A 24,522-nucleotide genomic window follows, 5' to 3' on the forward strand; every position below is an offset into this window, starting at 1 on the left:
TAATAGTGCAACTATTGTATAGTATCAATTAGCGTTCCAAACACTTGGATTGGCATTCCAAAGACTTAAAGTTTCAATTTCTTTATCAGAAATATAATTACTAGAAGCAGCTTCCGTTAATAGGTTTTCGTAATTACTTAATGTGTGTAGTGTGATGTTTTCAGTTTCAAAGTTTTCTTTTGCAACGTCAAATCCGTAAGAGAAAATAGCAACCATTCCTTTTACATTAACATTAGCCTCCTTTAATGCTTTTACTGCATTAAGGCTACTTTTTCCTGTACTTATTAAATCCTCAACGACCACTACATTTTGACCACTTTCTATATGACCTTCTATTTGGTTTTTTCTTCCATGATCTTTTGCTTCAGGACGGACATAAATAAACGGTAAGCCTAAATATTCTGCAACTAACATCCCGATACCTATGGCACCAGTTGCTACACCCGCAATAACATCGGGTTTACCATAATGTTCTTCTATAAATTTACTCATTTCCTCTCTAATATAATTACGTACTGGAGGATAAGATAATACGACGCGATTATCACAGTAAATGGGAGATTTCCAACCAGATGCCCAAGTAAATGGTGCGCTAGGTTGAAGTTTGATCGCATTAATTTGTAATAAAACTTTTGCGGTTTGTCTGGCTGTTTGTTTGTTGAAAATCATATGGCAAAAATACAGTTTTATTTAATTTTACTTAAAATTAATTTTAAAATAAATTGAGAGAAAGTGTCATTGTCATTAAATTTAATATTTTTACCTAAATAATACTAGTCTCCCATATTTATGCAACGCATTTTTGTAAACGACAAACCTATCTATTTAACTACAAAAGTTGAAAAGGAAACTGATTTTAAAAACTTTTTGCTTAAAGATGCAGATATAGATTTAGTCCTTAAGACTTTGGCTAAAAAATCTGTTGCTTCTGTACGTTTAATAGGTCATAATGAGGATAAGCTTTTAAAAACATTCAAGAAAAAACTGCCTAATGTTATAGCAGGTGGTGGTAAAGTTTTTAATGATGACGGGGACATATTATTTATCTACCGTAATGATAAATGGGATTTGCCAAAAGGTAAAACAGAAAAAAACGAAACTATTGAAGAAACAGCGATTAGAGAAGTTGCTGAGGAAACAGGAGTTTCTGGTCTTAAAATAGTAAAACCACTGCCAATTACTTATCATATATTTAAAAGAAATGGTAAGACGAAACTTAAAATTACATATTGGTATGAAATGCAGTCTTCGTTTTCTGGTAATTTATATCCGCAACTTAATGAGGGTATTACCGAGGTAAAGTGGCTAGGAGAGAAGGATTGGGGTAAAGCTTTGAACAATTCTTACGCCAATATTAAGCTACTATTTTAATCACCAAATTATTTTAGTTAAAATTCTTCTTAGTGCTTTTAATCCGTATAATCAAACGCTTTAACTTTTTAAAGACAATATTAAACGGTTTGGCTATTATTTTCTTGTAGGAAAACTTTGTTGGTTAGATTTGCAGTTGTAAATGTAAATAATCTAAAACCCTCAAGTATGTATAAAAAATTACACAATCAAACTTTAAATTTTAGGGCGCTATTTATTTTGGTAGCCTTAGCTTTTTCGGTTCAAACTTTTGCTTTTGAAGACACGTATTGTGGTTCAATTGCTGGTTTTGAGTTTTCTAATGGAAGCTCTTCGACAGCCATTTCTAATAATCAATCATATTACATTGGAGATCTTCCAAGTGATTTTTATATTGATTTACAAGTAAATGGATATTCTAACAGTGCTAGATACTATGTTAGAAACCTAGACACTGGACAATGTTACAACATTAACGAAAACTATGCGCCATATACATTTCCAGGAGGAAACGGAGCATGGAACTTAGGTTGTGGTAACTTTGAAGTAAAATCAAAAATTTATAAGTATAGCAGTTGTAGTTCTTACTGTGATAGCGAAACAATCCGTTTTACTATTACATGTTCTAATCCATGTGGAGATATTTCTGGATTAGAATTATCTAATGGAACGGATACTGTAACGGTTGTAGACCACGGGGTTTACGAGTTAGATACTTTACCTAATAATTTTTATGCTGATTTAATAGTAAACGGTCAGTCTGAAAGTGCTAGTCTTAAAGTTGAAAACTTAACTACAGGTCAAGTTTTTAATGTTGGTGAAAACTATTTACCATATACTGCACCAGGAGGAAACGCTGCTTGGAGTTATGGAACTGGTAATTTTAAAATTACAAGTAAAATCTTTGCTACTAATTACTGCCAGGGTGCTGCTTGTGACGAAAATGTAATTTATTTTACAATAAACAACACGATTTGTGGAGAAGTAGATGGATTTGAATTTTCTAACTTTTCTGATGCTGCTGTATCTATAGTAGATGGTGCTAGTTATGATCTTGATAACTTACCTGCAGATTTTAACATCAACTTATTAACGTCAGGAAATGTTGAAAGTGCTTATTTTACTTTAACAAACTTAGATACAGGAGACGTTTATACTAAAACTGAAAATGCAACACCATATACTTATCCAGGAGCAACAACTGCTTCATGGGCACATGGCTGTGGTACTTTTAAAGTATGTTCTAGTATTTATGCTGCTAACAATGCTGGTGGTGCAGAGTGTGATAGCTCTTGTGTTACATTTACAATTAATTGTGAAGAGCCTTGTGGAACTATTAGCGAATTTGCTTTTTCTAATACAACAGATAATGTTACTATAGCACAAGGTGGTGTTTATAATATTGCTGATTTACCTGAAGATTTTTATGTTGATGCAATTGTTGACGGAGGATCTGAAAGCGTAAGATTAACTGCTACTAACTTAGATACTAACGAAACACTTGTTATTATTGAAAACGTAGTACCTTATACTTACCCTGCAGGAGGAGTTGCTTGGAGTTTAGGGTTAGGAAACTTCCAGATTCAAGCTGAATTATTTTCTGCTGATTACAATGGAGGAACATTATGCGATACACAAACTATTAGCTTTGCTTTAGTAGATGTATTACAATGTGAAGATGTATCAGTTGGTACGGGATCATTATCTACAGGTTTTGCTGTAGTAACACCAGGAGTAACTGTTTCAGTTAGTGTAATAACTAATAACGATGCTGTTTTACCTGTAGGATACCAATTAGGTACAGTGCTTACTAAAGGTGCAGGTTTAACTATTGAAGGTGTTAGTGAGTCAACAACAATGATTTTACCAGTATCAGGTGGGAACTATAAAGTGCATACTTTAGCTTACGACCCAACAACGTTTAACTTAAACGATATTGAATTAGGTGATACAACTGCTTTTTATATCTTAGATTTAATTGAAAACAATGAAATCTGTGCAGATTTAGATGCTAACGGAAACCCTTTATTAATTGTAACTACAGGTTCTACTGATAGAACTACTGGAGCTACTCAGTTAGCTGAAACTAAAGGAAACGATAACTTAGACGCAGGTCTTAAATTATACCCTAATCCAGTTGTTAATGAGTTACATGTAAATATTAATTTATTACAAGGTGAAGTTTTAACTTACTCTATGATGGATGTAAATGGTAAGCAAGTCTTAGCTGGTCGTTTATCTAGCAACACTAACATGATTCAAACAAATCAGTTAGCTGGTGGACTTTACATTTTAAGAATGACTTCAGAAACAAGAAGCTTTACTAAAAAGGTAGTAGTGAGAAAATAATCACTAATTATTTATATAAAAAAACCGTTACAGTGATGTAACGGTTTTTTTTATGCCTTAAATTTAAGTATGCTTTCTTTTAGGACAGTCTTAATAGCATTGGGCATTTTATTGTCGACACTAAAAGATTGGTTTATTTCAATTTCAATTCCGGAGTAATGCTTCGGGAACTGTTTTCTTAAAGTAGTAGTAAATCCATCAGCTTTACCTAAATAAGGATAATTAAAGCGAATTCGATAGTTAGGGTTTTTAGCGAGAATACTTTTTTTTAAAGCAACAGCAATTTCTTTTTCGTTAGCTTTTCTTGAATCGAATAGTAAACCGATATCACAATTACGGATGTCTTGGTTTAATTGTGGAGTAAAGGAATGTATGGATAAGTGTAATACGTCATTATTATTTTTAATACGTGCTTGGATATAATCTGTTACTGCACTTCTGTATGCGCTATAATGTTTTTTAATAATTTGTTTTTTCTCATTGATAGGAAGCTTTTTAGTAAACTCTGAATATACATTTTTGTGTAATAAAGACCTGTTCAACTCTATTAACAAGCGACTAGTTTTGCTATAGTTAGAATAATCAGCTAGTGGTTGTAAGTAATTAAACACATCCAAAGCGCCTAAATCATATCCTCTATGCGTTTCAAGTACGGAAGTGTCTGTGAAAAGTGATTTGTATTCCTTTGGAATAGTATTACCACCATGTTCGCAAGTTATAACTAATTTCATTTTAAACCGTGGGTGTAAATAGCACGTTGTTTTGCAAACATTGGGCTAGTTGATTATAAATGTGAGTTATGTTTTTAACTGAAACATCTTGTTTTAATGCGGTAACAATTCTAGTAGATAATGTACCGTGTGTAAGGATAGTCTCTAACGCTTTTTGGTAGTCCTCAGAGATGTTTTCTTTAACTAGACTATATAGATGTTTCCATATGTCTTTTACTGTGGCAGCGTCGTTTAAATCAAATAGCTCTAAATAGTTTAAGTCAGAGATGTTGTAAAGTTCTCCGTCTTTTATAGTATTATTCAAAATAGCATAAAGATCTTGTTTTAACCATTTTTCTTGCTTTTTAAGTCCTACCGTTTCTCCATTAACTAATAGCTTTAAAACTTCAATTATTAATGCGCAAATGGCAATGTCTGCTTTTGGACATTCTTGTATATCTACTAATCTAATTTCAATAGCATTTCTGTCAAATCTAGCAATGGCACCGCGACTATTTAAAAAGTGATGATCTAAGATGTTGTTAGTGTCATGCTTTTTAATTGCTTTTTTTATGGGTTCAAAAATAGTAGCGTGGTAATCTGCTTTTGTAAAGACGCGCTCAGGAATAACTAACCCTGTCATTTCTGGAATTTCTTTTTGGTTGGTTTTATAATACTCTAATCTAGTGTCTTTAAAACCTGTCACTTTACCATCTAATATTGGAGAGCTGGCACACAATCCTGGTAATAGCGGTAAAATTACCCTAACGGCTGCGTGTAGTTTTTCAAATTCTTTATCATCATAAAAAGGGAGGTTAATGTGTGTGCTTTGGACATTACTCCAGCCATGACCTTTACAGTCAAAAATCCTATTGTACAACTCATACACTTCACTATAACTGTGTTTCCATAATTGTGTGTCTTTTAAAGGATCCATTGTCGGGTGACATGCTGTAGGTAGTAAATTAGCTTGTAGCGGTTTTAGTAACGCATTAATTTCTAATACGTTTTTATGAAATGCTTCCGCTAACGAATTTAAATCTTTAGTTGGTCCATTGGTCTTTAATTCTACCACATGGGCAACCAACTCATTACTCCAAGCAATGGTTCCGTTTTCAATATCAGAAGTTAATTGGCCATTCTTTTTAGTTAGTAATACATCAACAATAGGTGCCACTTTAAAGCTATTAGTGTTAACCAACATGTATTCAAGCTCTATTCCATAGACCTCAAATAAGTGATACTTTTTACTCATAATTATTCCAATCTTTTTTTTAAAGCATTCAATATTTTTGTGTAGACTAGATCACCATAAAAGGCGTCTTCTACTCCAAAGTCAATGTTAGGGTTATCATTAATTTCAATAACCATTGGTGTATTGTTTACCACTTTGATGTCAATACCATATAAACCTTTCCCCATCAGTTTAGCCGATTTTATAGCCATAGTGATAACTGTTTTTGGGACGTCTTCTATTGGTAGGCAATCTGCGTCACCATCTTGATCGTTTTTTTTATCGGCATTCCAATTATAGATTTGCCAATGTCCTTTTGCCATATAGTATTTACAGGCATAAAAAGGCACATCATCTATAATTCCAATGCGCCAATCGTAATCAGATGGACAAAACTCTTGCGCAATAATTAAGTCTGATTCTTTAAGCATTTCAGAGACTAAAGTATCATATTCTGCTGCTGTTTTTGCTTTTTTTACACCAAACGAAAACGTGCTATCTGGTGCTTTTAAAACACATGGTAACCCAACTTGTTCTAAAACTAATGCTCTATTCTCTTTGTGTACAATGACTGTTTTTGGTGTTGCTATATGTGCATTGTTCAAAGCCTCTGCCATATACACTTTGTTGCAACATTTTAAAATGGCTTCGGGATAATCAATAATTGCAAGTCCTTCTTGTTGTGCTTTTCTAGCAAAAGCATAGGCTTCATTATTAACTTCTGTACTTTGTCTAATAAATAAAGCATCAAAAGACGATAGGCGACTTAAGTCTTTAGGTTCTATGATTTCGGCATAAATATTCATTTTTTCAGCAATATCAATAAACTTTTTTAAGGCTTTGGCGTTGCTTGGAGGCGCGGGGTCGTTTGGGTTAACTAAAATAGCTAAATCGAAATCAGAAGTCGCTAATTTAGGTGTGTCGTAACGTTTTTTTGCAAAATATTGATTGGCGAATACGTTGACACTTTCGATATGATCCGCTGGGATTTCGGATTCTGAAATGGCTTTAATACTTTGTATGTTCCATTTGTTGTTATGATGAAACTTAATACGTAAAAAAGGCACTTGAAAATGTTTATAGAATAAGCTGCTTAGCTCTTTATATTTTTGAGCTACATTTTGTCCAAAATAGATGCTCAATGTAAATTCTCTTGATTTAATACTTTTTAAACTTTGTTGGATAACATCATCAAACTCGTCCGATACAATTTTAACGAGTTTTAAAGTTTTTAAATCTACAATGTTTCTAACCGTAGGAATGGCTAAATGACCTCTGGCTTCTGCTAATAAAGATACGTAATACCCTTTAGATTGGTAGCTGTAGTCTTTGCAAAGGTTAAATATTCTCGCTTTTTTTAAAAGTGAAAACTTAGGATTGGTAAGATAGTCTTGAGAAGAAATTACCGTAATATTCTCAATCGAAAAATGCCATTTTTCAGGTTGATTGACAACAATGTATTTGTTCATTTTATGCGATGATCGCGATATAAATTATAAGTAAAGTTATATTATTTTTAAACTGGTTTTACAAAAAGTAAAACCAGTTTAGTTAATTTTTTAATAAATAGTAAAGCCTATTTTTTAGTCAAGCTGAAAATGTCTTTACGTCTGTCTTTTAGGTTTCTAACGCTACCAAATTGGTTTAATTCACGTAGTAAATCTATGTCTACATCTGCAATTAAAATCATTTCTGTGTTTGCTGTAGCTTCTGCTTTTATACCATTTGCAGGGAACGCAAAATCACAAGGCGTAAACACCATCGACTGCGCATATTGGATGTCCATGTTGTGTACTTTTGGTAGGTTACCAACGCTACCTGCAATAGCAACATAGCATTCGTTTTCTATAGCACGTGCTTGTGCACAGTGACGGACTCTAGAATACCCATTTTGTGTATCCGTTAAAAACGGAACAAATAATATGTCCATACCCTCATCAGCTAATAATCTGCTTAACTCAGGGAACTCAGAATCGTAGCAAATTAAAATTCCTATTTTTCCGCAATCGGTATCAAATGCCTGTAGTTTGTTACCACCTTGCATACCCCAAACTTTAGCTTCGTCAGGTGTGACGTGTAATTTTTCATAACGTTCTAATGTTCCATCTCGTCTACATAAATATCCAACGTTATATAATAGGTCGTCTTTCATTTCTGGAAAACTTCCTGTAATAATATTGATGTTGTATGAAATCGCTAATTCTGAAAATTTTTGTACAATCTCATCCGTATGTTTTGCTAATTCTCTAATAGCTTCAGATACCGGTAAGTGGTTGTTGGTAGCCATTAAAGGCGCGTTAAAAAACTCAGGGAATAACGCAAAGTCAGAACGGTATCCAGATACGGCATCCACAAAATATTCGGCTTGTTGCATTAATTCTTCCAAATCCTTATACAAACGCATTTGCCACTGTATAAGACCTAAACGCACTACTTTTTTCTTGGTAGCTGCTTTTTTAGATGGTTTTTTGTAATAAATATTATCCCATTCTAAAAGCACCGCAAATTCTCCAGAGTCTTTATCCCCTTCTAAGTAGCCTTTTAAAACACGTAGTGGGTGAAAGTCGTTTGATATTTGAAAGTTTAAAACAGAATCATGGATTTCTTTACGCTTCACTTTATCCATGTATTCCTTCGGCGTCATTTTATCTTGGTGATTGTGGTAGTTTGGAATACGACCGCCAAAAACAATACCTCTTAGGTTAAGTTGTTCGGATAATTCTTTTCTGTAATCATACAAACGTCTCCCTAAACGTAATCCTCTAAATTTAGGTTTTATAAAAACATCAATACCATAAAGCACATCTCCAGATTTGGTATGTGTGTTAAAAGAGTAATTACCTGTAATATCCTCGTAGGTGTGTTCTTCTTCAATTCTATCGTAATCTACTATTATAGATAATGCACAACCTGCAATTTGGTTGTTGATTTTAATAACAACTTGTCCTTCCGGAAACTTGTCTATTAAGGTTTTAATTTGATGTTCTCTCCAATATAAATTAGGCATAGACTTATATGCTTCTTGCATAGCCTCTTTTAACTCTTGATAATCATCTAGAGTTAGATATGCTAATTCTATATTTTCAATGTCTTGTGGGTTCATTTTTATTTACTTGATTTGTATAGTAAATGTAGTATAAAAACAAATTGAAAAAACAACTAAAAAAAATATTTTTTACATTTATTTTTCCACTCTGAAAACAGGATATTGTAAGTGTGATTTCTCGTAATTTGGACTCTGTTTGTGCAACCAGTCTAGTTGTGAGTACCAGTTAGTTGCGAAGTCTTTATCGTACGATTTTTTAAGATTGAAATTTATTTTAAGTTTTGGATTTTGCGCCAATAATAATTCGGCTTTATCTTCCCAAACGTAAGGCGAAAATCCTTCTTTTTGTTGCAAGATTGTATCAAAGAAATTCCAGTTAAAAAATGAATCTGGAGCTTGAGGTTCTAAAGTTTCAATTAGATATCTAAATGCCGTTTGATTGGTTTCAATTAGAAAATCTCCTTTTCTAAAAAGAATGTCTTCCTCTGAGGCTTTTATGGAAGTATTATAATGTTGGTAATGTCCCTCATAAGCTCTTGTTCTAGTTTCAAACGCATCAATTTTATAAGATTGTACCGTTATAGTTGTATCCTTGGTTAGCGTTTTTAGTGCTACATTATTCAACTTTAAAAGTTCAATAACATGCCACCAACCTTGAGGTATAATGTAGGCTTTTGGAATGCTAACCTCAACACTAGGTTTGAAGTAGTTCTGATAGGCAACAGGTTTTGTAAAAGGTTTGTTTACGTCGTATTTTAAACGATCGGCTTCGGTAATATTACTTGGTATTCTGTGACCTTCAAAACCTTTAAATTGTAATGTTGTGGTTTTTGTAGTATCAATTTCCCATTGTAATGGGTAAGTTGTTTTAGCCAACAATTTTTTATTCGCCTCTAGGCGTAGTGTTTTTATTTGCTCATGGTCTTCTTCTATAATTTCTATCATAGATTTCATTAACTCATAAGTCCCTTCTACACGTTGCTTATAGGGTTTAAGCATGTGTGTTTCTACCATCATGCCCAAGGTGTTAAATAATGTTGTGTATCCAGTGGAGTAGCGCGGGCTGTCCATAAATTGACTAAATCCAGCTTCGGGAACCGTATTAAAAACATTGACATAAGGTGTGATGTCCCATTTTTTATCAGCTAATTTATGTTCTAAGTTAGGTTGCATCTTGCTGTGTAAATAGTCTCCTAATGCGCCACCTAGTTTGTTGTGTTGTGTAAATAAATGGGTTAGGGTGTATTGGTAATCTGCACCATTACTAACGTGATTATCAATAAAAACATCAGGTTGTACTAAATGAAAAATCTGTGCAAATGTCTTGGCGTTTTTAGTGTCACTTTTTATAAAATCTCTGTTTAGATCATAGTTTCTAGCATTACCTCTAAAGCCATATGCTTTTGGTCCGTTTTGATTGGTTCTTGTGCCTGTGTTTCGGTTTAAGCTTCCACCCACATTATAAATCGGGATTGTAGTTAACACGGTATGTTTTGGGATTGCAATAGTACCATCCGCAATGTCTCTAAATAATAGCATTGTAGCGTCAATACCATCGGATTCTCCAGGATGGATTCCGTTATTAATTAGTAAGATGCGCTTGTCCTTTTTGATGTTTTCAAAATTGAAATTGCCATTAGGGTTTAAAGTTACTATATGTAATGGTTTTCCGGAGTCTGTTTGACCTAAAGAGTCTATAGATATTGAAGGGTAAGTCGATGCTAAATTTTTGTAAAAGGTAATAGTCTGTTGGTAAGTCGCTGTTTCTAATCCATTAGATTTTTCGAAAACAGTTTCAAAATCATAGTTAGTCTTAGTGGATGGTTTGCAAGAAACGATTAAAATTAAAAGGACTAATATTTTTTTCATTGGTAGTTTTTTAAAAAGTGGTTACACAAATATAATACTATAGACTTGTGATTGTTGTAATTAAACGTACTTTTGCAGCTTGAAAAATTGAAGATATGACTGAGTTTATTAGAAAGATAATTCCGAATGCAAAAGATGATGTTTTAGCCGGGATAACAGTGTCTCTAGCTATGATTCCAGAGGTGGTAGCGTTTGCGTTTGTAGCGCAAATTGATCCATTAATGGCATTGTCAGGTGCTTTTATTATAGGTTTAATTACAGCTATTTTTGGAGGTAGACCAGGTTTAATATCTGGAGCAGCAGGAGCAGTGGCAGTTATTTTTGTGACTATGATTGCCGATGGACATACCAAAGGAATGTTGATGGATACGCCTATTGAAAATATGGGGTTTTTCTACCTGATGGCCTGTGTGGTTTTAATGGGAGTGATTCAAATATTAGCAGGTGTTTTTAAACTAGGACGTTTTGTGCGTTTGATTCCGCATCCAGTAATGATGGGGTTTGTAAACGGGTTGTCTATTGTAATCTTTATGGCACAAGTAAAAATGTTCTCTCATAAATCATTACAAATTTCTGATGCAGGAGTAAAGGAATACATTAGTACTTATATGCAAGGGTCTGAATTATATATCATGATTGGTTTAGTAGTACTAACTATGGGTATTATTTGGGGATTACCTAAAATAACTAAAAAATTGCCAGCAGCATTAACTGCAATATTGGTGACTAGTTTAATAGTTATTGGTTTTAATATGGATGTGTCTACCGTTGGATCTTATATTGTTGAAGGTGGTGGTACAGGTTTAAAAGGAGAATTTCCAACACCTAATATGGAGCTTTGGGAGAAATTACCGTTTAATTTAGATACTTTAAAGTTTATTGCAATACCTGCGTTTTTAGCAGCATCTGTTGGATTAATTGAGTCTTTAATGACTATGAATTTAGTGGACGAGTTAACAGAAACTAGGGGTAATGGAAACAGAGAATGTGTCGCACAAGGTGCCGGAAATATTGTGTCTGGTCTATTTGGTGGTACTGGTGGTTGTGGTATGATTGGTCAAACAGTTATTAATATTAATGCAGGTGGACGTGGAAGACTATCTGGTATCATGATGGCGGTAACATTATTATCGTTTATATTATTTGCTGATCAGTTAATAGAAATGGTGCCAATTGCAGCGCTAGTTGGTGTCATGTTTATGATGGTTATTGAAACATTTGCATGGTCAAGTTTTAGAATATTAAAAAAAATACCTAAGTCTGATGCAGTGGTGCTTATTACAGTATCTTTAGTAACGGTGTTTGTAGATTTAGCAGTGGCTGTATTTATTGGAGTAATTATTTCAGCATTAGTATTTGCATGGGAAAACGCAACTAAAATTAGAGCAAGAAAACGTATCAAAGCAGATGGAACTAAGATTTATGAAATCTGGGGACCATTATTTTTTGGAAGTATCCAAGCATTTAATGAGAAGTTTGATGCTAAAAACGATCCTGATAAAGTGGAGATAGATTTTGTCGAATCTCGAGTAAGCGACCATTCCGCTTTAGAAGCTATTTTTAATCTAGTAGAAAAGTATGAGAAAGAAGGTAAGCAAATCCGTTTAAAGCATTTAAGCGAAGATTGTAAAGTATTACTATATAAATCTAACCCTAAGTTTAGAGAAGTGGTTGTAGAAGATATAGACGATCCTAGATACCATTTAGCAGCTAATCCTGAGGATTTCCCTAAGCCTTTGTCAGAATATAAGTTTTAGATCTGTTTTGTCTTTAAATAGGCAGAAGGCAGAAGGCAGAAGGCAGAAGGCAGAAGTTAAAAGGGAAAAGGACTCGTTCTTAACTAAAAAAAAAGCATCATGATTTAAATCGTGATGCTTTTTTTAGTTTTGCCTAATGCCTAATGCCTAATGCCTAATGCCTAATGCCTAATGCCTAATGCCTAATGCCTAATTATTAGTCCTAACACTATCTGGTACTAAAACCGTGTAGTCTCCATTGTTTCTAATAACTTCTCTAACAATAGAAGAAGAGATATAACTTGTTCTTGCAGCAGTTAGCAAAAACACGGTTTCAATTTTAGAAAGTTTACGGTTGGTATGTGCAATTGCTTTTTCGAATTCAAAATCTGCAGGATTACGCAAACCACGTAAAATAAATTGGGCATCTACAACTTTACAAAAATCTATAGTTAAGCCTTTGTAGGTTACAATTTTTACTTTTGGTTCGTCCTTAAAAGTATCTTCTAAAAAGCGTTTTCTTTCTTCTAAAGAAAACATGTATTTTTTTTCAGAGTTAACACCAATAGCAACAATAACTTCGTCAAAAAGTTTGATACCACGTTTAATAATATCGTAATGACCTAGGGTGATCGGATCAAAAGATCCAGGGAAAAGTGCACGTCTCATGTTTTGTTTTTTAGTCTCTGTCAACATCGTAGATGGTTCCGTTTGCAAAAAGAGATTTTATCTCAGTTTTTGAGTATCCATCAAATTCTGTATTATAATTTTCAGGTTTGTCTATTTTGTAGGTCTTTGATTTTTTATCAATAGACATGTCATTATAAATTACAAAAATACTGTCGGTTGTAATTTTGTTAATCTTCATTGTACTATAATATCCTTTTTGTGGTGTTTCTAATGCGTAAACATCACCTACAGCAGGATCTTCTATGTAGCGTTTTTCGTTTTCGGCATTCTGTTTACCAGAATACACTAAAAAAGCAATAATAACAGCTAAAACAGCTAAGCCACTAAAATACCAAAGTGGATATTTAGCATCTGCTTTTTCTAATTTAAATTTTTCTTTAACCTGATTAGGAAGCTCTTTTAGTTTATACGTCCTTTTACAGCTAGTACATTCTAGTATGTTTTCTTTACCAATCGGAAACATCGGGATCCAATATAAATAGGCATATTTTCCAAAAATGGTATAACGCATACTGCGTCCATCTTCGCAATCCGGACATTTTGTATTGCTTAGAGTGCCTTCTTTTATTTTAGAGGCTTTGCTTCCGTAAAAAATCATGTGTATAGTGGTTTGGTTAGTATTTAAATATATGCTTTTTATTTTAAAGCTTCTTCAATAGCACTGCTAAACAAGTCTTGCATGGATATCCCGGCAGCTTGTGCTTGTTGAGGTAAAATACTAGCAGTTGTTAATCCAGGAATGGTATTCATTTCTAATAAATGTGGTTCGCCATTTTTAAAAATAAACTCACTTCTAGAAAACCCTTTCATTTTTAAAACCTCATAGACCTTTTTTGCAACGGTATTGACCTGTTCTTCTTGTGTTTTTGTTAATCTGGCAGGCGTAATTTCTTGAGATTTGCCTAAATATTTGGCTTCGTAGTCAAAAAAATCGTTCTCGCTTACAATTTCTGTAATCGGTAATACCTTAGTTTCACCTTTATAAGTAATCACACCAACAGATACTTCTACACCATCTAAAAACGATTCGATTATAATCTCATCATCTTCTTTAAACGCAACGTCAATAGCCTGTTGTAAATCTTCTTTTTTATGCACTTTACTAATACCAAAACTACTACCAGCTTTATTTGCTTTTACAAAACAAGGTAAGCCTACTTTGGCAACAATTTCAGTTTCATTAATAACATCTCCAAGATTAAGGTAATAACTCTCAGCGGTTAAAATTCCGTAAGGTTTTAAAACACTTAAACAGTCTCTTTTATTAAAGGTTAAACCCGCTTGATACATGTCACAGCTAGTTTGTGGCATATTTATCAAGGCAAAGTAACCTTGCATAAAACCATCTTCTCCAGGACTACCATGTATGGCGTTAAACACACAGTCAAACGTTATTTTTGTGTCATTTACAGTAACAGAAAAATCGTTTTTATCAATTGTAAATTCAGTGTCATTAGCATCAACATACACCCATTTGTCTTTAAAAATATGTATGCGATAACCAATGTATTTAGTGTTGTCTAAATTTTGATATACAACGTTTCCGCTGTTAAGAGAGATCTTGTATTCGCTAGAATAACCTCCCATTATTATGGCAATGTTTTTTTTCATTTAAATCTAAATTATATCAGATATCCAATAAAGTAGTATAATATTCGTTTTGTAAAAATATCATTTATTTTATTCCGAAGATAAAACCTTTTAGTTTTTATATATTTGCCTACAAAAATTAGTTAAATGAGTGTGATCAGTTTTCTTAAAAGTAAAGCGTTTTTTATACAATTAGCAATTGCTATAGTTGCTTTGTTTGTAATTGGATTTTTAATCTTAAAATGGTTGGACATTACAACCAATAATGGCGAGTTTCAAACTGTGCCAGATTTAAAAGGAAAATCCATAGAAGTTGCTCAGATAGAGTTAGATGAAAATAATTTGGTCATGCAAATTCAAGATTCTGCTAATTTTAATCCAGATTACCCAAAGTTTTCTGTGATAGATCAAGACCCGAAAGCTAGTGAGCAAGTAAAGGAAAACCGTAAAATATATATCACCTTAAATCCCTCTGGCTACCGTAAAATAGCAGTGCCTGATTTACGCCAAAAGTCGTTTAGGCAAGCTAGACCAATGATAGAAGCCTTAGGTTTTCAAGTTGGAAAAACAACCTACATAGATAATATTGGTAAAGACATGGTCTTAGGACTACGTTATAATGGCAGTGTTTTAGAGCCTAATACAAAATTACCAAAAACATCAAAAATTGATGTGGTTTTAGGTAACGGTAATCGTCCAGGAGGTAACTAATTATGAACGACTATACACCAGAATTACCAGAAGAAGAAGAAGGAACGTTGTACGAGCATCACACGTTTGTTGCAGATAAAGGTCAAAAACCATTACGAATAGACAAATGGTTGATGAACAAAATCGAAAACGCAACACGTAACAAAATACAAGATGCTGCCAAAAATGGAAGCATATTTGTTAATGAGGTGCCTGTAAAATCAAACTACAAGGTCAAGCCGGACGATGCTATTGCAGTACGTTTAGCCTATCCACCGCACGAGAATCTTCTAGTAGGAGAAGATTTACCATTAGATGTTGTTTATGAAGACGACCAATTATTGGTAGTCAATAAACCAGCAGGTATGGTTGTGCATCCAGGACACGGTAATTACTCTGGGACGTTAATCAACGCATTAATATTCCATTTTGATAACCTACCAAACAACTCTAGTGACCGTCCAGGATTAGTCCACAGGATTGACAAAGACACCTCAGGATTGTTAGTTGTAGCAAAAACAGAAGTTGCTATGGCGCATCTGTCTGCGCAATTTAAAGCCAAAACTAGCGAGCGCGAATACGTAGCCATAGTTTGGGGTAATATGGACGAGGAAGAAGGGACCATAGAAGGTAACATTGGACGACACCCAAAAAACAGACTACAAAATACCGTGTTTTTTGACGACGAAGCAGACAAAGGTAAACCCGCAGTAACACACTATAAAGTTATAGAGCGTTTAGGATATGTAACCTTAGTAACTTGCAAGTTAGAAACCGGACGTACACACCAGATCCGTGTGCACATGAAACATATTGGACATACTTTATTTAATGACGAGCGTTACGGCGGAAACCTAATCTTAAAAGGGACCACGTTTACAAAATACAAGCAATTTGTAGATAACTGCTTTAAAGTATTACCACGTCAAGCCCTACATGCAAAAACATTAGGATTTGTACACCCTACAACAAATAAGTTTATGAGCTTTGAGTCTCCAATCCCAGAAGATATAGCAAACTGTATCGAAAAGTGGAGAGGTTACTCAAAACACATGGAATAATAACTAGTCTAAGATATTTTGGACGTTACCCTTATCCTGAAAAAAAATCAGGATAAGGGTCGCGCTATCCGTTATATCTTTTTTTGCCATTTATGGCAGCAAAAAAAGGATGCCACTACTATCCCTAACGCAACACGGTACATCATAGTAAAATCAAATTTTAGTATTGTAAATTACTATAGATTCAGCTTTTATAACCAAAGTGTAATTCGTAATTTCGTGATAAGTAAAACAATAAGTTATGGTATGTATTAACGTACTATATACAAAGCAGTAACATTGCAAAACAATGGGACTCCAATAGTAAATTAAACACATCATGAAACTAGTTATATCTCCAGCAAAATCCCTTGATTTTGAATCTAAATTGCCAACAACAAAAACAACTCAGTCTTTGTTTTTAGCGCAATCTAAAAAATTAAATACGGTATTAAAAAGGCAAACGCCGCAAGACCTATCAAAATTGATGAGTATTAGCGACAAGTTAGCACAGCTTAATTACGACCGTAATCAAGACTGGACCATACCATTTACTAAAGACAACGCCAGACCTGCCATCTATGCGTTTAACGGAGATGTCTATAAAGGACTAGACGCCTACAATATCCCAGAGGATAAGTTAGCGTTAACCCAAAACACAGTTAGGATTTTATCAGGGCTTTACGGGGTGTTAAAACCATTGGATTTAATACAACCGTACCGTTTAGAAATGGGAACAAAGTTACCCGTAGGAAGCAATAAAAATTTATACGAGTTTTGGGAAAAAGACATCGTAGCAGCTTTAAACGAAGAGCTTGAGGATGACGAGCTGTTTTTAAACCTAGCGTCAAACGAGTATTTTAAGGCTATAGACACCAAAGCACTAAAAGTACCGGTTGTAACCGCTAACTTTAAAGAGTTTAAAAATGGGAAGCTAAAAATAATATCGTTTTATGCTAAAGAAGCACGTGGTTTAATGGCTAAATTTGTTATTGATACCAATGCAAAAACAATAGACGATTTAAAACAATTTAACTATAATAACTATCAATTTGATGGAAACCTCTCAACCCAAAAAGACTTGGTCTTTACAAGATAACAAACGTACCAAAGACCAACGTAATTTATTTAAGGCTACCGGAAAAACAAAAAAGAACAAAAACGTCATGTATTTGTTCTCTGTAATTGGTGTGCTATTAGTAGTTAGCTTTTTATTGCCAATGCTGTACGATCAAGAGGTTACTGTATGTATTACAGACACCTTTTGTCTTAACTCTGCACACCATGTTATTTTATATCCACTTTACATATTTTGCACCATAGTAATATTGCTATTAGCCATTTATGGTGCTTACGTCATAGGAAAAAAAATAGGGGATAGGTTTAAGGTTTAACCGTACCCTTTTTGTCTAAACTAATTTTAGTTTCTGGTCTTACACGTTTTTTAATACGTGGGCGTCTAACACCAAAAGTACCGCGGTTAATTTTTCCTCGTTTTGATTTTCTATCTCCTTTACCCATAGTTTGTTTTTATTTTAATTGGCACGCTAGTGCAAATAATTAGTTTTAAATACTGATTTTAAGATACAAAAAGGACTATTTTTAGCCAAAGTAATACTCCTAAAATTGTTATAAAGTTTGCCGGACTAACAGACTTTAATAGCTAAAAACTATGTTTAAACACAAACATCCATACCAACCCTTTATAAAAAAGGACACCACAAAATTAATTGTAGGTACCTTACCACCACCGCGTTTTACAACAGGACAGTTACTAGAAAAAGATGTAGACTTTTGCTACGGTAGTTATTATAATAGCTTATGGTTGTTTATAGATAAAATACATGATTTAGGATTGCGTTTTGATAACTCTCAAGAAGCAATAGACCAAAGAAAAGCCTTTTTAATACAACAAAAAATAGGGGTTTGTGATATTGTGGATAGTGCAGAACGCGAAAAAATTGATGCGTCAGATCTAGGAATGACTAATATTAAACTAAGAGACCTAATTGGCTATTTGCATAAATATCCTGCAGTAGACACCTTGTTGTTTACAGGTGGAAACAGTAAAAACGGGCCAGAATATTTTTTTAGAAGACACATCAAAGACTACAATCTAAAATTAGAATTAGTCTCAAAAATAACACCCAAAATACATCAGTTTGTATTACCAAGTCCTGAAACTACAGCAACCCAACCAAACTTACTCAAACCAAGATTAATTAAAACCGTATCCTTAACCTCAGGATCCGGAGCAGCAAACATCGCTATTGGTAGTAATCCGTTATACAAACAACTAAAAGCAGCCAATCCAAAATTTAATACGTTTGATTTTAGAGTCATGCAGTATCGTGAGTTTCTTTAGGGTGTTTTTAATGGCTTTAAATAGTGTAAATAGGATTATGTAGTGCGTTTTAGAGTAATACTGTTATAGGGCTTTTTAATCGTATAATTTAGGTTCCGTTATGCCTCTGTCTAACATGACTTGTTTATTCATTTTAAAATGATTTATAGTCATGCGATTATAATAGTCGCGAAAAGGAGGAAGGTCATAGTCTTTTCTTAATTGCTCAATATTAATCGTGTCTATTAAACCAATTTTAGGAATTGCTTGTCCTGATGTATTGTAAGCTACTTGCGTACCAAATTTTTGCTTTTTATTTAAATTTACATGTACCCTGTCTTCAAGCATAGCATATTCCACTTTACTCGCGTTGTTTTCTAAAACTTCCTTTTTTAATGCCTTTAGCATTTCTTGCTGAAATTTAATATCGTTATCCGCGTGTTGAATTGCTATCCAAAAATCTTGCGATGCGCTTTCTCCAATCTCTTTATAACCTAAATAACCATAGGTGTTATATAGTTTTTTGATCTTTCCTTGATTTATTATGCCAATACTATCTCTTTTGTTTTCAAAAATGGCCCATGCTTTATCACGTCCATATTTTTCTGTAAGTGCTTTTGGTGGGATGCCTGCATATTGTTGGTCAATAGCGTTTATGGCGTTTAATTCGGTTATGATTTCTTTTCTTTCAGATGCTGTTATTACATCTGTTTTGCAACTTAAAAACAAGCTAAAAAAGAGTAGTATTACTATGTGTTTAGTCATGTTTTAGATGTTTGTGAGTTGTAAATGAAATAAAAATATTAGTTATAAATATTAATACAGAAATTCCTAATGACAAATATATTATCGTAAAATCAATATCTGTAAAACTAAACAGTATTGAACTTAAAGCTATTAGGATAAGATGTAATTTAGAGAAAAATAAATTAGTATTTATTTTTAGTAAGTTCATAATGCCGTAACAAATAAGAAATGAAAGCGGTATTAATCCAGAAATCCAGTCTATAGGAGTATTCAGGATATCTAACTTCCAACCCATTGTATTATTTAAATTAAAAATATCGGCAATTATATCTCCTAAGTCACCAAAAATAGGTGTCGAATATGATTAGGAGAAACATTTTTTCTTTAAAAAAATCATTGAGTTTCATAACTAAGTAATAAGTGAGGTTCTTGTTAAAATATTCTTTTAAACTATTAGTCTATAAAACATAAACAATGTTACTTTTCAAATTTGTTAGATTATGTCATGCTGTTATAATAGTTCAGTTTTGTGTATTATGATTTACCTAAAGAGATTCTAACAATACAAACACGCAACTACCTTTGATATAGCATTAAATCAAAATTATTTTTAAACGGTGTTGTACCACGCTATTGCGTTGTAATTTGGATAGTGCTTTGGAATAACCAGATGCCATCACTTTTAGTTATTGAACAATTAAAGGTGTCTTTGTCTATTACATTGACTACTTGGTATGAATCTCTAATGTACTCAGAGTTACGTTTTCCGTATGTTTCTTTGAGCACTTTATATTTATTCGTGTCAATTTTATTTTTGTAATCAAAAGCGTTCACGCTGTCTAATTGGAGTTTAAAGTTTCGCCAATAAACTGTTCCGTTTTCGCAGAGACTTTTTTCTTTTCTAGTTGACAAGTAATTTTCTATGTCAGGATTATTCTGATAGTCTTCAATTTTTTTGATAGGATAATCAATTTGGTAATAAATTAATGTATCAAAATAATTTTTACCAATTAGTACTGCGTCTTCTCCGTAAATGCGAGCATACCCTTTTTTAATCAGTAATTCGCAATTCAAATTCCGATTGATTTTAAAAGGTGCTCTATAATCAATTATATCTTTTTGTTTGCAAGAGAATAAAATCGGAATAAGAAATATGAAAGTTATTATGCGTTTCATTTAATCAATAGTTGTGGGTTTGTATGCGAGGATTTTCCGAAGGAAATTTAGGCGCAGCAAAATAACATTAGCTCTTGAATAAGCACTAAACTAAGCGTTATTTTTATACGTTGTAAGGGGCAGTTTTTATTTCAGAGTTTGATTATTTTATTTAATAACTCATTCATTCTGAATTTCCCCAATTCACTTAATCCTCCGAACTTCATATTCGGTGAGAATGGTCGAGCGTCAGTCATTCCACAACCTTTCAAACACAACCAAACCTTTCCGATTTCGTCATTTTGTTCGTTGTAGAAACGGAAAATATATTCAGATTCATTTATTGACCAAGTGGTTTCTCCCCAATCAAAATTTTGTGGATTATTAAAGAATTCTAAAATAAAATCTATTTTGTTTTTTTCGGATATTGTCTGTGAAGTCAATCTGCTTAAAAGCGGAACGTTATCTAAAATCTTTATCTTTTTTACAATACTACGAGGAAATTCATATTTAGGGTTTCTGAAGTTTTTTTCGAACGATTCTTGAATCTTGTCATTATTCTCGTGTAAATAGAATTCAGATATTTCTTCGACAGGAATATATTCGGAATAGAGTAGTCCTCTGTCTGATTTATCTATAAAATATATTAGCCCGATTATTATAGTCGAACCTAAAATTAGTAATATTTTTTTTCCTATTCTCAATGTTTATCCAAATTGTACCTAACGGTTTGTATATGGTTTGTTACGTGTTTTAAGCAACTAATTTAGTAAATAATTACCAACCAAGAAAGTCCGCGAGGACTTTCGTAAGTAGGCAATAAGCTAGCAATAAATTATATACGGTGTTGGCAATAGTATTTTTTTAGAAGTTATGATAGTTCGAATAATCAAATGTTGGATGTTTTCTATCTAATACTTCTTTAACCTTCCTGCTATCTCTTGAAGAAGCATTTCTTTGACAAATTTGATAATTATTATTAGTGGCATCTGCTATTTCGACTAATTGTTCATTAGTGAAATCCTCTAAATAAGGTTCAATAGCGTACCAAAAATTATTATCTGCATTGTTAAATGACTTACTTTTAGAAAAAATAACAATAGATAAGTCTAAAAATTCTTTTTTCAAATTATAGTCTTTTGCTAAATCTTTAACCATTCTTAGATTACTATGAGAAATAATAAAAGAAGTTGCTTCTTTGAATACTCTTGTTACTTCTAGAATATACTCAGCAAAAGAGTCATAGGTAAACCAACTTAATAATTGAAAATCGTGGGAATTTTTAATTTCATATTCTATAGAAGCTTTGTTAATGTCACTCAAAGACTTATAAAGCTTTGGATATTTAAATAATAAATCAATTAGATATTCGGTTGATTCTCCTCTCAGAATGTTGTCATAATGATTTTCTTCATTCTTTATAGCCTTAGATATTTCGTTAACATTTGAAGAAACTATTATTTCAATTGTTCGATAATTTATATCACGATTTTTATTACAATCATCATTGTCAGTTTTAAAAACAAATTTCCAAAGTTTTTTAAAAATATCATTAAGAGATTCTTGTCTTAAGTTTTTAAAATACTTATAATTTAAATATCTCTCTAGTTCTTTATTATCTGAAAATCGATATTGATTTTCAGCAATATCAACAATTAGTTCGCTAAATATTTTTTTCGATAAAATGGGTGGTTTTATTAAAACACCTTCTAAAATGTTTCTGATATGAGATTTTACATTATCCTTATTGGGTTTAAATAAAATCGATGTTTGATTTAAAACAGGATGTGCAGACAAATGCCTATGTTTTTGAAGTTGATTGATATTTTCAATATCAGACATTTCGAGCATTGATGTTCTTTCTCCAATTAATTCAACCAACTTATTTTCCCAATCAGGTGATTTTGGGTTGTCAGTTTGGATTTTTTCTATTTCCAATAGAATTTTTTTTGCTGTAGAATCAGAATAGACATCTCGTAAATCTTGTAATTTAAAAACTAAATCACAAATTACAACCGAATAAAGCATTACAACAGAAGACCTATAACAATTGGTATAATAAGTCTGAATTACTTCGTCAAAATATTCTTTAGTTTTAGAATGGAATATTTGTTCCTTTAAGTTTTCAATAGAGTAGTCTATCATTAATTGGTTTCGGTTTTATATTATTGCCAACTAGTATTATATTGACTAAAGTTCCTGATATCCCTAAAATATGTCAGGATATCAGGAGGTTTAGTCCAAAGTTTAGGATTACTAAACTAAAGTATATAAGTGCTATTTATAATACGTATAACTACGTATTTTTATAGCAAATGCTCCTCAAATATAAAATAAATGTTTGTAGTAATATTACGGTTTTCCTCAATTTTGTAAAATAGTTTTAACAAAAACAAAGAGTTGTATTAAATACAGATAGATTGTTATTAAAACAAGGTTGTAAGTAGTCTTAAAAACACTAATTAATTTTAAACGGTGTTGTGTTCTTATGTATTCGGCTTATAATTCTGGCCAGTTTTAAACCCACAGAAGGCGAGGAACATCAGTAAGACTATTTGGGTATAGAAAAGAGCACTTGATAATATGCCTAAATTATTTTCTTTTGGTTTAATTTCTTGTTCAACTTCTCCAGCACTTAAAGGCGGATAAATGCTCCAACTTGTGGTTTGTGTGATAAAAGCATCTAAAATTGAATCAAGACCGATTAGTACTAAAATTAGAAGTAGTGTCGCAATCATTACAATTAGATTTGCAGTCAGATTTTTAAAATTGCTGCGTAATGTTCTAACCAAATAAACACCAAAAAACACTAAAACACCCAGTAAAATAATGAAATGATAATTCGGAATTATAAAATAAGTATCATGAATATTTATATCAAGTGTGGTGTCAGCGTTTAATCCGTTAATTCCAAAAATTAGCGTGTTTAATATTAGTACGAGAATTGTCGTTCCAATAAACCAAAAGATCTCTTTCTTTTTCAATTTTTAATTTTGGTGTTAATACATAAAACGTAATGGTTTTGTGTACGGTTAGTGGCGTTTTTGTATGCGCGGATTTTCGGTAGGAAAATCATACGTAATAAACTAGTAACTACCTTTGGTTAAGCCCAAAATCGAGTAGTTGTTTTATACATTGTTGGCAAATGTTTTATTTTTTATTTTAATGACTATATATTATTTTCCTCTTTACAGTAACGCACAACCAAGCAGGATCCAAATTACAGCATTGAGCGCTATTACTTTTTTATAAACAAGATTTAAAACGCAATACCAATCTGCTACTTACAAAACTTATTCAACAATTCCTGCATTGCATCATTAGGATACCCATAACCACGTTTCTTTTTACCAAGAACGCTTAAAATCTTTTCATTAATATTGGAATTCAATTCGTCAACGTCAATATTCTCAATATTGTCACTATAGTCTTCGGTAATATAAAGCTTCATATCAAGGGTGGCATCCTGTATAGCACCCAATACCTTTCTGTTATTATTGGTAGTTAAAAAAACAGGCTGTAACTCTTTCGTGATTTTGTCTGTAAATCCAGAAGGAACCGTTATCTCATCATTTTCCAATTGCTTAAGAAAGCGCTCAGCGAATACTTCATGGAAATTCATTAAATCAATTTTTTTAAAATCAATTAAAATCACAGAATAATAAGAAACATCATTCATTAGTATTACACAATTTTTCTTGTTAACCATAAACACATTAGCGTTCCAGTTACCAAGAGGAGAAGATTTATCCGATTTAACTATACGTGATTTACCAACTACAGTTTCAAATTTTTGGGTACAGTATATTATTGCCATTATTTAAATTTCAAATTATCATTTATCTCAAACTTGTACTGCACCGTTTAAAAGTAATCAAGTGCTTTTTAATGCGTTTGGGTAAGCGAAGTTACAAATAATATACCTTGGGTTACTAATCAAAGCACTACATGGTCTGACAAAGGTATACTAGG

Annotated in this window: 24 protein-coding genes; 8 read left to right on the plus strand and 16 right to left on the minus strand. The window is 32.6% G+C overall.

Annotated elements, in window-relative coordinates; all coding sequences use genetic code 11:
* Positions 1-24 precede the first annotated feature (24 nt).
* A complete protein-coding gene (gene pyrE / locus ACZ2G2_RS08850) occupies positions 25-669 on the minus strand; it encodes an orotate phosphoribosyltransferase (protein ID WP_470391854.1) in 645 nt (214 codons plus the stop codon).
* Positions 670-789: 120 nt separating this feature from the next.
* On the opposite strand from pyrE, the gene ACZ2G2_RS08855 reads away from it, so the two are divergent.
* Positions 790-1,371 carry an NUDIX hydrolase gene (locus ACZ2G2_RS08855; protein ID WP_101203769.1) on the plus strand — a complete coding sequence of 194 codons (582 nt, stop codon included), beginning with the start codon at positions 790-792 and terminating at the stop codon, positions 1,369-1,371.
* A gap of 168 nt (positions 1,372-1,539) precedes the next feature.
* Complete coding sequence (locus ACZ2G2_RS08860) at positions 1,540-3,699, plus strand: T9SS type A sorting domain-containing protein (protein ID WP_470391855.1); 2,160 nt, start codon at positions 1,540-1,542, stop codon at positions 3,697-3,699.
* A gap of 50 nt (positions 3,700-3,749) precedes the next feature.
* On the opposite strand, the gene ACZ2G2_RS08865 is transcribed toward ACZ2G2_RS08860, so the two are convergent.
* The 5 genes from ACZ2G2_RS08865 to ACZ2G2_RS08885 form a co-directional block, all read right to left on the minus strand.
* Positions 3,750-4,430 carry an N-formylglutamate amidohydrolase gene (locus tag ACZ2G2_RS08865; protein ID WP_470391856.1) on the minus strand — a complete coding sequence of 227 codons (681 nt, stop codon included), beginning with the start codon at positions 4,428-4,430 and terminating at the stop codon, positions 3,750-3,752.
* Between the two features lies 1 nt (position 4,431).
* Positions 4,432-5,664, minus strand: a complete 1,233-nt coding sequence (locus ACZ2G2_RS08870) for a glutamate-cysteine ligase family protein (protein ID WP_470391857.1) — start codon at positions 5,662-5,664, stop codon at positions 4,432-4,434.
* A gap of 2 nt (positions 5,665-5,666) precedes the next feature.
* Positions 5,667-7,112: a RimK family protein gene (locus tag ACZ2G2_RS08875; RefSeq protein ID WP_470391858.1), complete on the minus strand. Its 1,446-nt coding sequence runs from the start codon at positions 7,110-7,112 to the stop codon at positions 5,667-5,669.
* Between the two features lie 107 nt (positions 7,113-7,219).
* Positions 7,220-8,746 (minus strand): GNAT family N-acetyltransferase, encoded by a 1,527-nt coding sequence (locus ACZ2G2_RS08880; protein WP_470391859.1) that lies wholly within the window; start codon positions 8,744-8,746, stop codon positions 7,220-7,222.
* Positions 8,747-8,824: 78 nt separating this feature from the next.
* On the minus strand, positions 8,825-10,558 hold the full coding sequence (locus ACZ2G2_RS08885) for a M14 family metallopeptidase (RefSeq protein WP_470391860.1): 1,734 nt from the start codon (positions 10,556-10,558) through the stop codon (positions 8,825-8,827).
* Between the two features lie 95 nt (positions 10,559-10,653).
* Between ACZ2G2_RS08885 and ACZ2G2_RS08890 the strand changes: the two genes are divergently transcribed.
* Positions 10,654-12,315, plus strand: coding sequence for a SulP family inorganic anion transporter (locus ACZ2G2_RS08890; protein WP_470391861.1), 1,662 nt, complete (start codon positions 10,654-10,656; stop codon positions 12,313-12,315).
* A gap of 189 nt (positions 12,316-12,504) precedes the next feature.
* Here the strand turns inward: ACZ2G2_RS08890 and coaD are convergent, their stop codons facing one another.
* Genes coaD through ACZ2G2_RS08905 form a run of 3 tightly spaced genes read right to left on the minus strand, consistent with a single transcriptional unit; the run spans position 12,505 to position 14,595 of the window.
* Positions 12,505-12,963 (minus strand): pantetheine-phosphate adenylyltransferase, encoded by a 459-nt coding sequence (coaD, locus tag ACZ2G2_RS08895; protein ID WP_101203787.1) that lies wholly within the window; start codon positions 12,961-12,963, stop codon positions 12,505-12,507.
* A gap of 10 nt (positions 12,964-12,973) precedes the next feature.
* The gene (locus ACZ2G2_RS08900; protein ID WP_101203776.1) at positions 12,974-13,582 is read right to left on the minus strand and encodes a hypothetical protein; all 609 of its coding nucleotides are present in this window, start codon (positions 13,580-13,582) and stop codon (positions 12,974-12,976) included.
* Positions 13,583-13,620: 38 nt separating this feature from the next.
* Positions 13,621-14,595, minus strand: a complete 975-nt coding sequence (locus ACZ2G2_RS08905) for a D-alanine--D-alanine ligase (protein ID WP_282068787.1) — start codon at positions 14,593-14,595, stop codon at positions 13,621-13,623.
* A 126-nt stretch (positions 14,596-14,721) separates the two neighbouring features.
* Here ACZ2G2_RS08905 and ACZ2G2_RS08910 point away from each other — a divergent pair, with 126 nt between their 5' ends.
* The 4 genes from ACZ2G2_RS08910 (at position 14,722) to ACZ2G2_RS08925 (ending at position 17,698) form a co-directional block, all read left to right on the plus strand.
* Positions 14,722-15,285 (plus strand): PASTA domain-containing protein, encoded by a 564-nt coding sequence (locus ACZ2G2_RS08910; protein ID WP_090841495.1) that lies wholly within the window; start codon positions 14,722-14,724, stop codon positions 15,283-15,285.
* A gap of 2 nt (positions 15,286-15,287) precedes the next feature.
* Entirely contained in the window at positions 15,288-16,325 is a 1,038-nt protein-coding gene (locus ACZ2G2_RS08915; protein WP_272023837.1) for an RluA family pseudouridine synthase, read from the plus strand.
* Positions 16,326-16,644: 319 nt separating this feature from the next.
* Positions 16,645-17,403 carry a peroxide stress protein YaaA gene (gene yaaA, locus ACZ2G2_RS08920; protein ID WP_470391862.1) on the plus strand — a complete coding sequence of 253 codons (759 nt, stop codon included), beginning with the start codon at positions 16,645-16,647 and terminating at the stop codon, positions 17,401-17,403.
* Positions 17,360-17,698 (plus strand): hypothetical protein, encoded by a 339-nt coding sequence (locus tag ACZ2G2_RS08925; RefSeq protein WP_090841489.1) that lies wholly within the window; start codon positions 17,360-17,362, stop codon positions 17,696-17,698. The genes yaaA and ACZ2G2_RS08925 overlap by 44 nt, the downstream gene beginning before the upstream one ends.
* On the opposite strand, the gene ACZ2G2_RS08930 is transcribed toward ACZ2G2_RS08925, so the two are convergent.
* Complete coding sequence (locus ACZ2G2_RS08930) at positions 17,688-17,825, minus strand: 30S ribosomal protein THX (RefSeq protein WP_090841487.1); 138 nt, start codon at positions 17,823-17,825, stop codon at positions 17,688-17,690. The genes ACZ2G2_RS08925 and ACZ2G2_RS08930 overlap by 11 nt on opposite strands.
* Before the next feature lie 151 nt (positions 17,826-17,976).
* On the opposite strand from ACZ2G2_RS08930, the gene ACZ2G2_RS08935 reads away from it, so the two are divergent.
* Positions 17,977-18,669 (plus strand): uracil-DNA glycosylase family protein, encoded by a 693-nt coding sequence (locus tag ACZ2G2_RS08935; protein WP_470391863.1) that lies wholly within the window; start codon positions 17,977-17,979, stop codon positions 18,667-18,669.
* Between the two features lie 75 nt (positions 18,670-18,744).
* Here ACZ2G2_RS08935 and ACZ2G2_RS08940 read toward each other — a convergent pair whose 3' ends face one another.
* The 6 genes from ACZ2G2_RS08940 to ACZ2G2_RS08965 form a co-directional block, all read right to left on the minus strand.
* Entirely contained in the window at positions 18,745-19,413 is a 669-nt protein-coding gene (locus tag ACZ2G2_RS08940) for a DUF6624 domain-containing protein (RefSeq protein WP_470391864.1), read from the minus strand.
* A gap of 612 nt (positions 19,414-20,025) precedes the next feature.
* Entirely contained in the window at positions 20,026-20,571 is a 546-nt protein-coding gene (locus tag ACZ2G2_RS08945) for a hypothetical protein (RefSeq protein ID WP_470391865.1), read from the minus strand.
* Positions 20,572-20,702: 131 nt separating this feature from the next.
* Positions 20,703-21,254: a hypothetical protein gene (locus tag ACZ2G2_RS08950; RefSeq protein WP_470391866.1), complete on the minus strand. Its 552-nt coding sequence runs from the start codon at positions 21,252-21,254 to the stop codon at positions 20,703-20,705.
* 160 nt (positions 21,255-21,414) lie between these two features.
* Positions 21,415-22,695, minus strand: coding sequence for a hypothetical protein (locus ACZ2G2_RS08955; protein WP_470391867.1), 1,281 nt, complete (start codon positions 22,693-22,695; stop codon positions 21,415-21,417).
* 341 nt (positions 22,696-23,036) lie between these two features.
* On the minus strand, positions 23,037-23,534 hold the full coding sequence (locus ACZ2G2_RS08960) for a hypothetical protein (protein ID WP_470391868.1): 498 nt from the start codon (positions 23,532-23,534) through the stop codon (positions 23,037-23,039).
* A 296-nt stretch (positions 23,535-23,830) separates the two neighbouring features.
* Entirely contained in the window at positions 23,831-24,367 is a 537-nt protein-coding gene (locus ACZ2G2_RS08965) for a DUF6933 domain-containing protein (RefSeq protein WP_281847723.1), read from the minus strand.
* Positions 24,368-24,522: the final 155 nt, after the last annotated feature.

It is taken from the genome of Olleya sp. KKT75 (assembly GCF_055635485.1).

What these genes read in the sequence shown, in the direction of transcription:
- pyrE (WP_470391854.1), bottom strand. Translation starts at nt 669, where the DNA reads ATGATTTTCAACAAACAAACAGCCAGACAAACCGCAAAAGTTTTATTA.
- ACZ2G2_RS08855 (WP_101203769.1), top strand. Translation starts at nt 790, where the DNA reads ATGCAACGCATTTTTGTAAACGACAAACCTATCTATTTAACTACAAAA.
- ACZ2G2_RS08860 (WP_470391855.1), top strand. Translation starts at nt 1,540, where the DNA reads ATGTATAAAAAATTACACAATCAAACTTTAAATTTTAGGGCGCTATTT.
- ACZ2G2_RS08865 (WP_470391856.1), bottom strand. Translation starts at nt 4,430, where the DNA reads ATGAAATTAGTTATAACTTGCGAACATGGTGGTAATACTATTCCAAAG.
- ACZ2G2_RS08870 (WP_470391857.1), bottom strand. Translation starts at nt 5,664, where the DNA reads ATGAGTAAAAAGTATCACTTATTTGAGGTCTATGGAATAGAGCTTGAA.
- ACZ2G2_RS08875 (WP_470391858.1), bottom strand. Translation starts at nt 7,112, where the DNA reads ATGAACAAATACATTGTTGTCAATCAACCTGAAAAATGGCATTTTTCG.
- ACZ2G2_RS08880 (WP_470391859.1), bottom strand. Translation starts at nt 8,746, where the DNA reads ATGAACCCACAAGACATTGAAAATATAGAATTAGCATATCTAACTCTA.
- ACZ2G2_RS08885 (WP_470391860.1), bottom strand. Translation starts at nt 10,558, where the DNA reads ATGAAAAAAATATTAGTCCTTTTAATTTTAATCGTTTCTTGCAAACCA.
- ACZ2G2_RS08890 (WP_470391861.1), top strand. Translation starts at nt 10,654, where the DNA reads ATGACTGAGTTTATTAGAAAGATAATTCCGAATGCAAAAGATGATGTT.
- coaD (WP_101203787.1), bottom strand. Translation starts at nt 12,963, where the DNA reads ATGAGACGTGCACTTTTCCCTGGATCTTTTGATCCGATCACCCTAGGT.
- ACZ2G2_RS08900 (WP_101203776.1), bottom strand. Translation starts at nt 13,582, where the DNA reads ATGATTTTTTACGGAAGCAAAGCCTCTAAAATAAAAGAAGGCACTCTA.
- ACZ2G2_RS08905 (WP_282068787.1), bottom strand. Translation starts at nt 14,595, where the DNA reads ATGAAAAAAAACATTGCCATAATAATGGGAGGTTATTCTAGCGAATAC.
- ACZ2G2_RS08910 (WP_090841495.1), top strand. Translation starts at nt 14,722, where the DNA reads ATGAGTGTGATCAGTTTTCTTAAAAGTAAAGCGTTTTTTATACAATTA.
- ACZ2G2_RS08915 (WP_272023837.1), top strand. Translation starts at nt 15,288, where the DNA reads ATGAACGACTATACACCAGAATTACCAGAAGAAGAAGAAGGAACGTTG.
- yaaA (WP_470391862.1), top strand. Translation starts at nt 16,645, where the DNA reads ATGAAACTAGTTATATCTCCAGCAAAATCCCTTGATTTTGAATCTAAA.
- ACZ2G2_RS08925 (WP_090841489.1), top strand. Translation starts at nt 17,360, where the DNA reads ATGGAAACCTCTCAACCCAAAAAGACTTGGTCTTTACAAGATAACAAA.
- ACZ2G2_RS08930 (WP_090841487.1), bottom strand. Translation starts at nt 17,825, where the DNA reads ATGGGTAAAGGAGATAGAAAATCAAAACGAGGAAAAATTAACCGCGGT.
- ACZ2G2_RS08935 (WP_470391863.1), top strand. Translation starts at nt 17,977, where the DNA reads ATGTTTAAACACAAACATCCATACCAACCCTTTATAAAAAAGGACACC.
- ACZ2G2_RS08940 (WP_470391864.1), bottom strand. Translation starts at nt 19,413, where the DNA reads ATGACTAAACACATAGTAATACTACTCTTTTTTAGCTTGTTTTTAAGT.
- ACZ2G2_RS08945 (WP_470391865.1), bottom strand. Translation starts at nt 20,571, where the DNA reads ATGAAACGCATAATAACTTTCATATTTCTTATTCCGATTTTATTCTCT.
- ACZ2G2_RS08955 (WP_470391867.1), bottom strand. Translation starts at nt 22,695, where the DNA reads ATGATAGACTACTCTATTGAAAACTTAAAGGAACAAATATTCCATTCT.
- ACZ2G2_RS08965 (WP_281847723.1), bottom strand. Translation starts at nt 24,367, where the DNA reads ATGGCAATAATATACTGTACCCAAAAATTTGAAACTGTAGTTGGTAAA.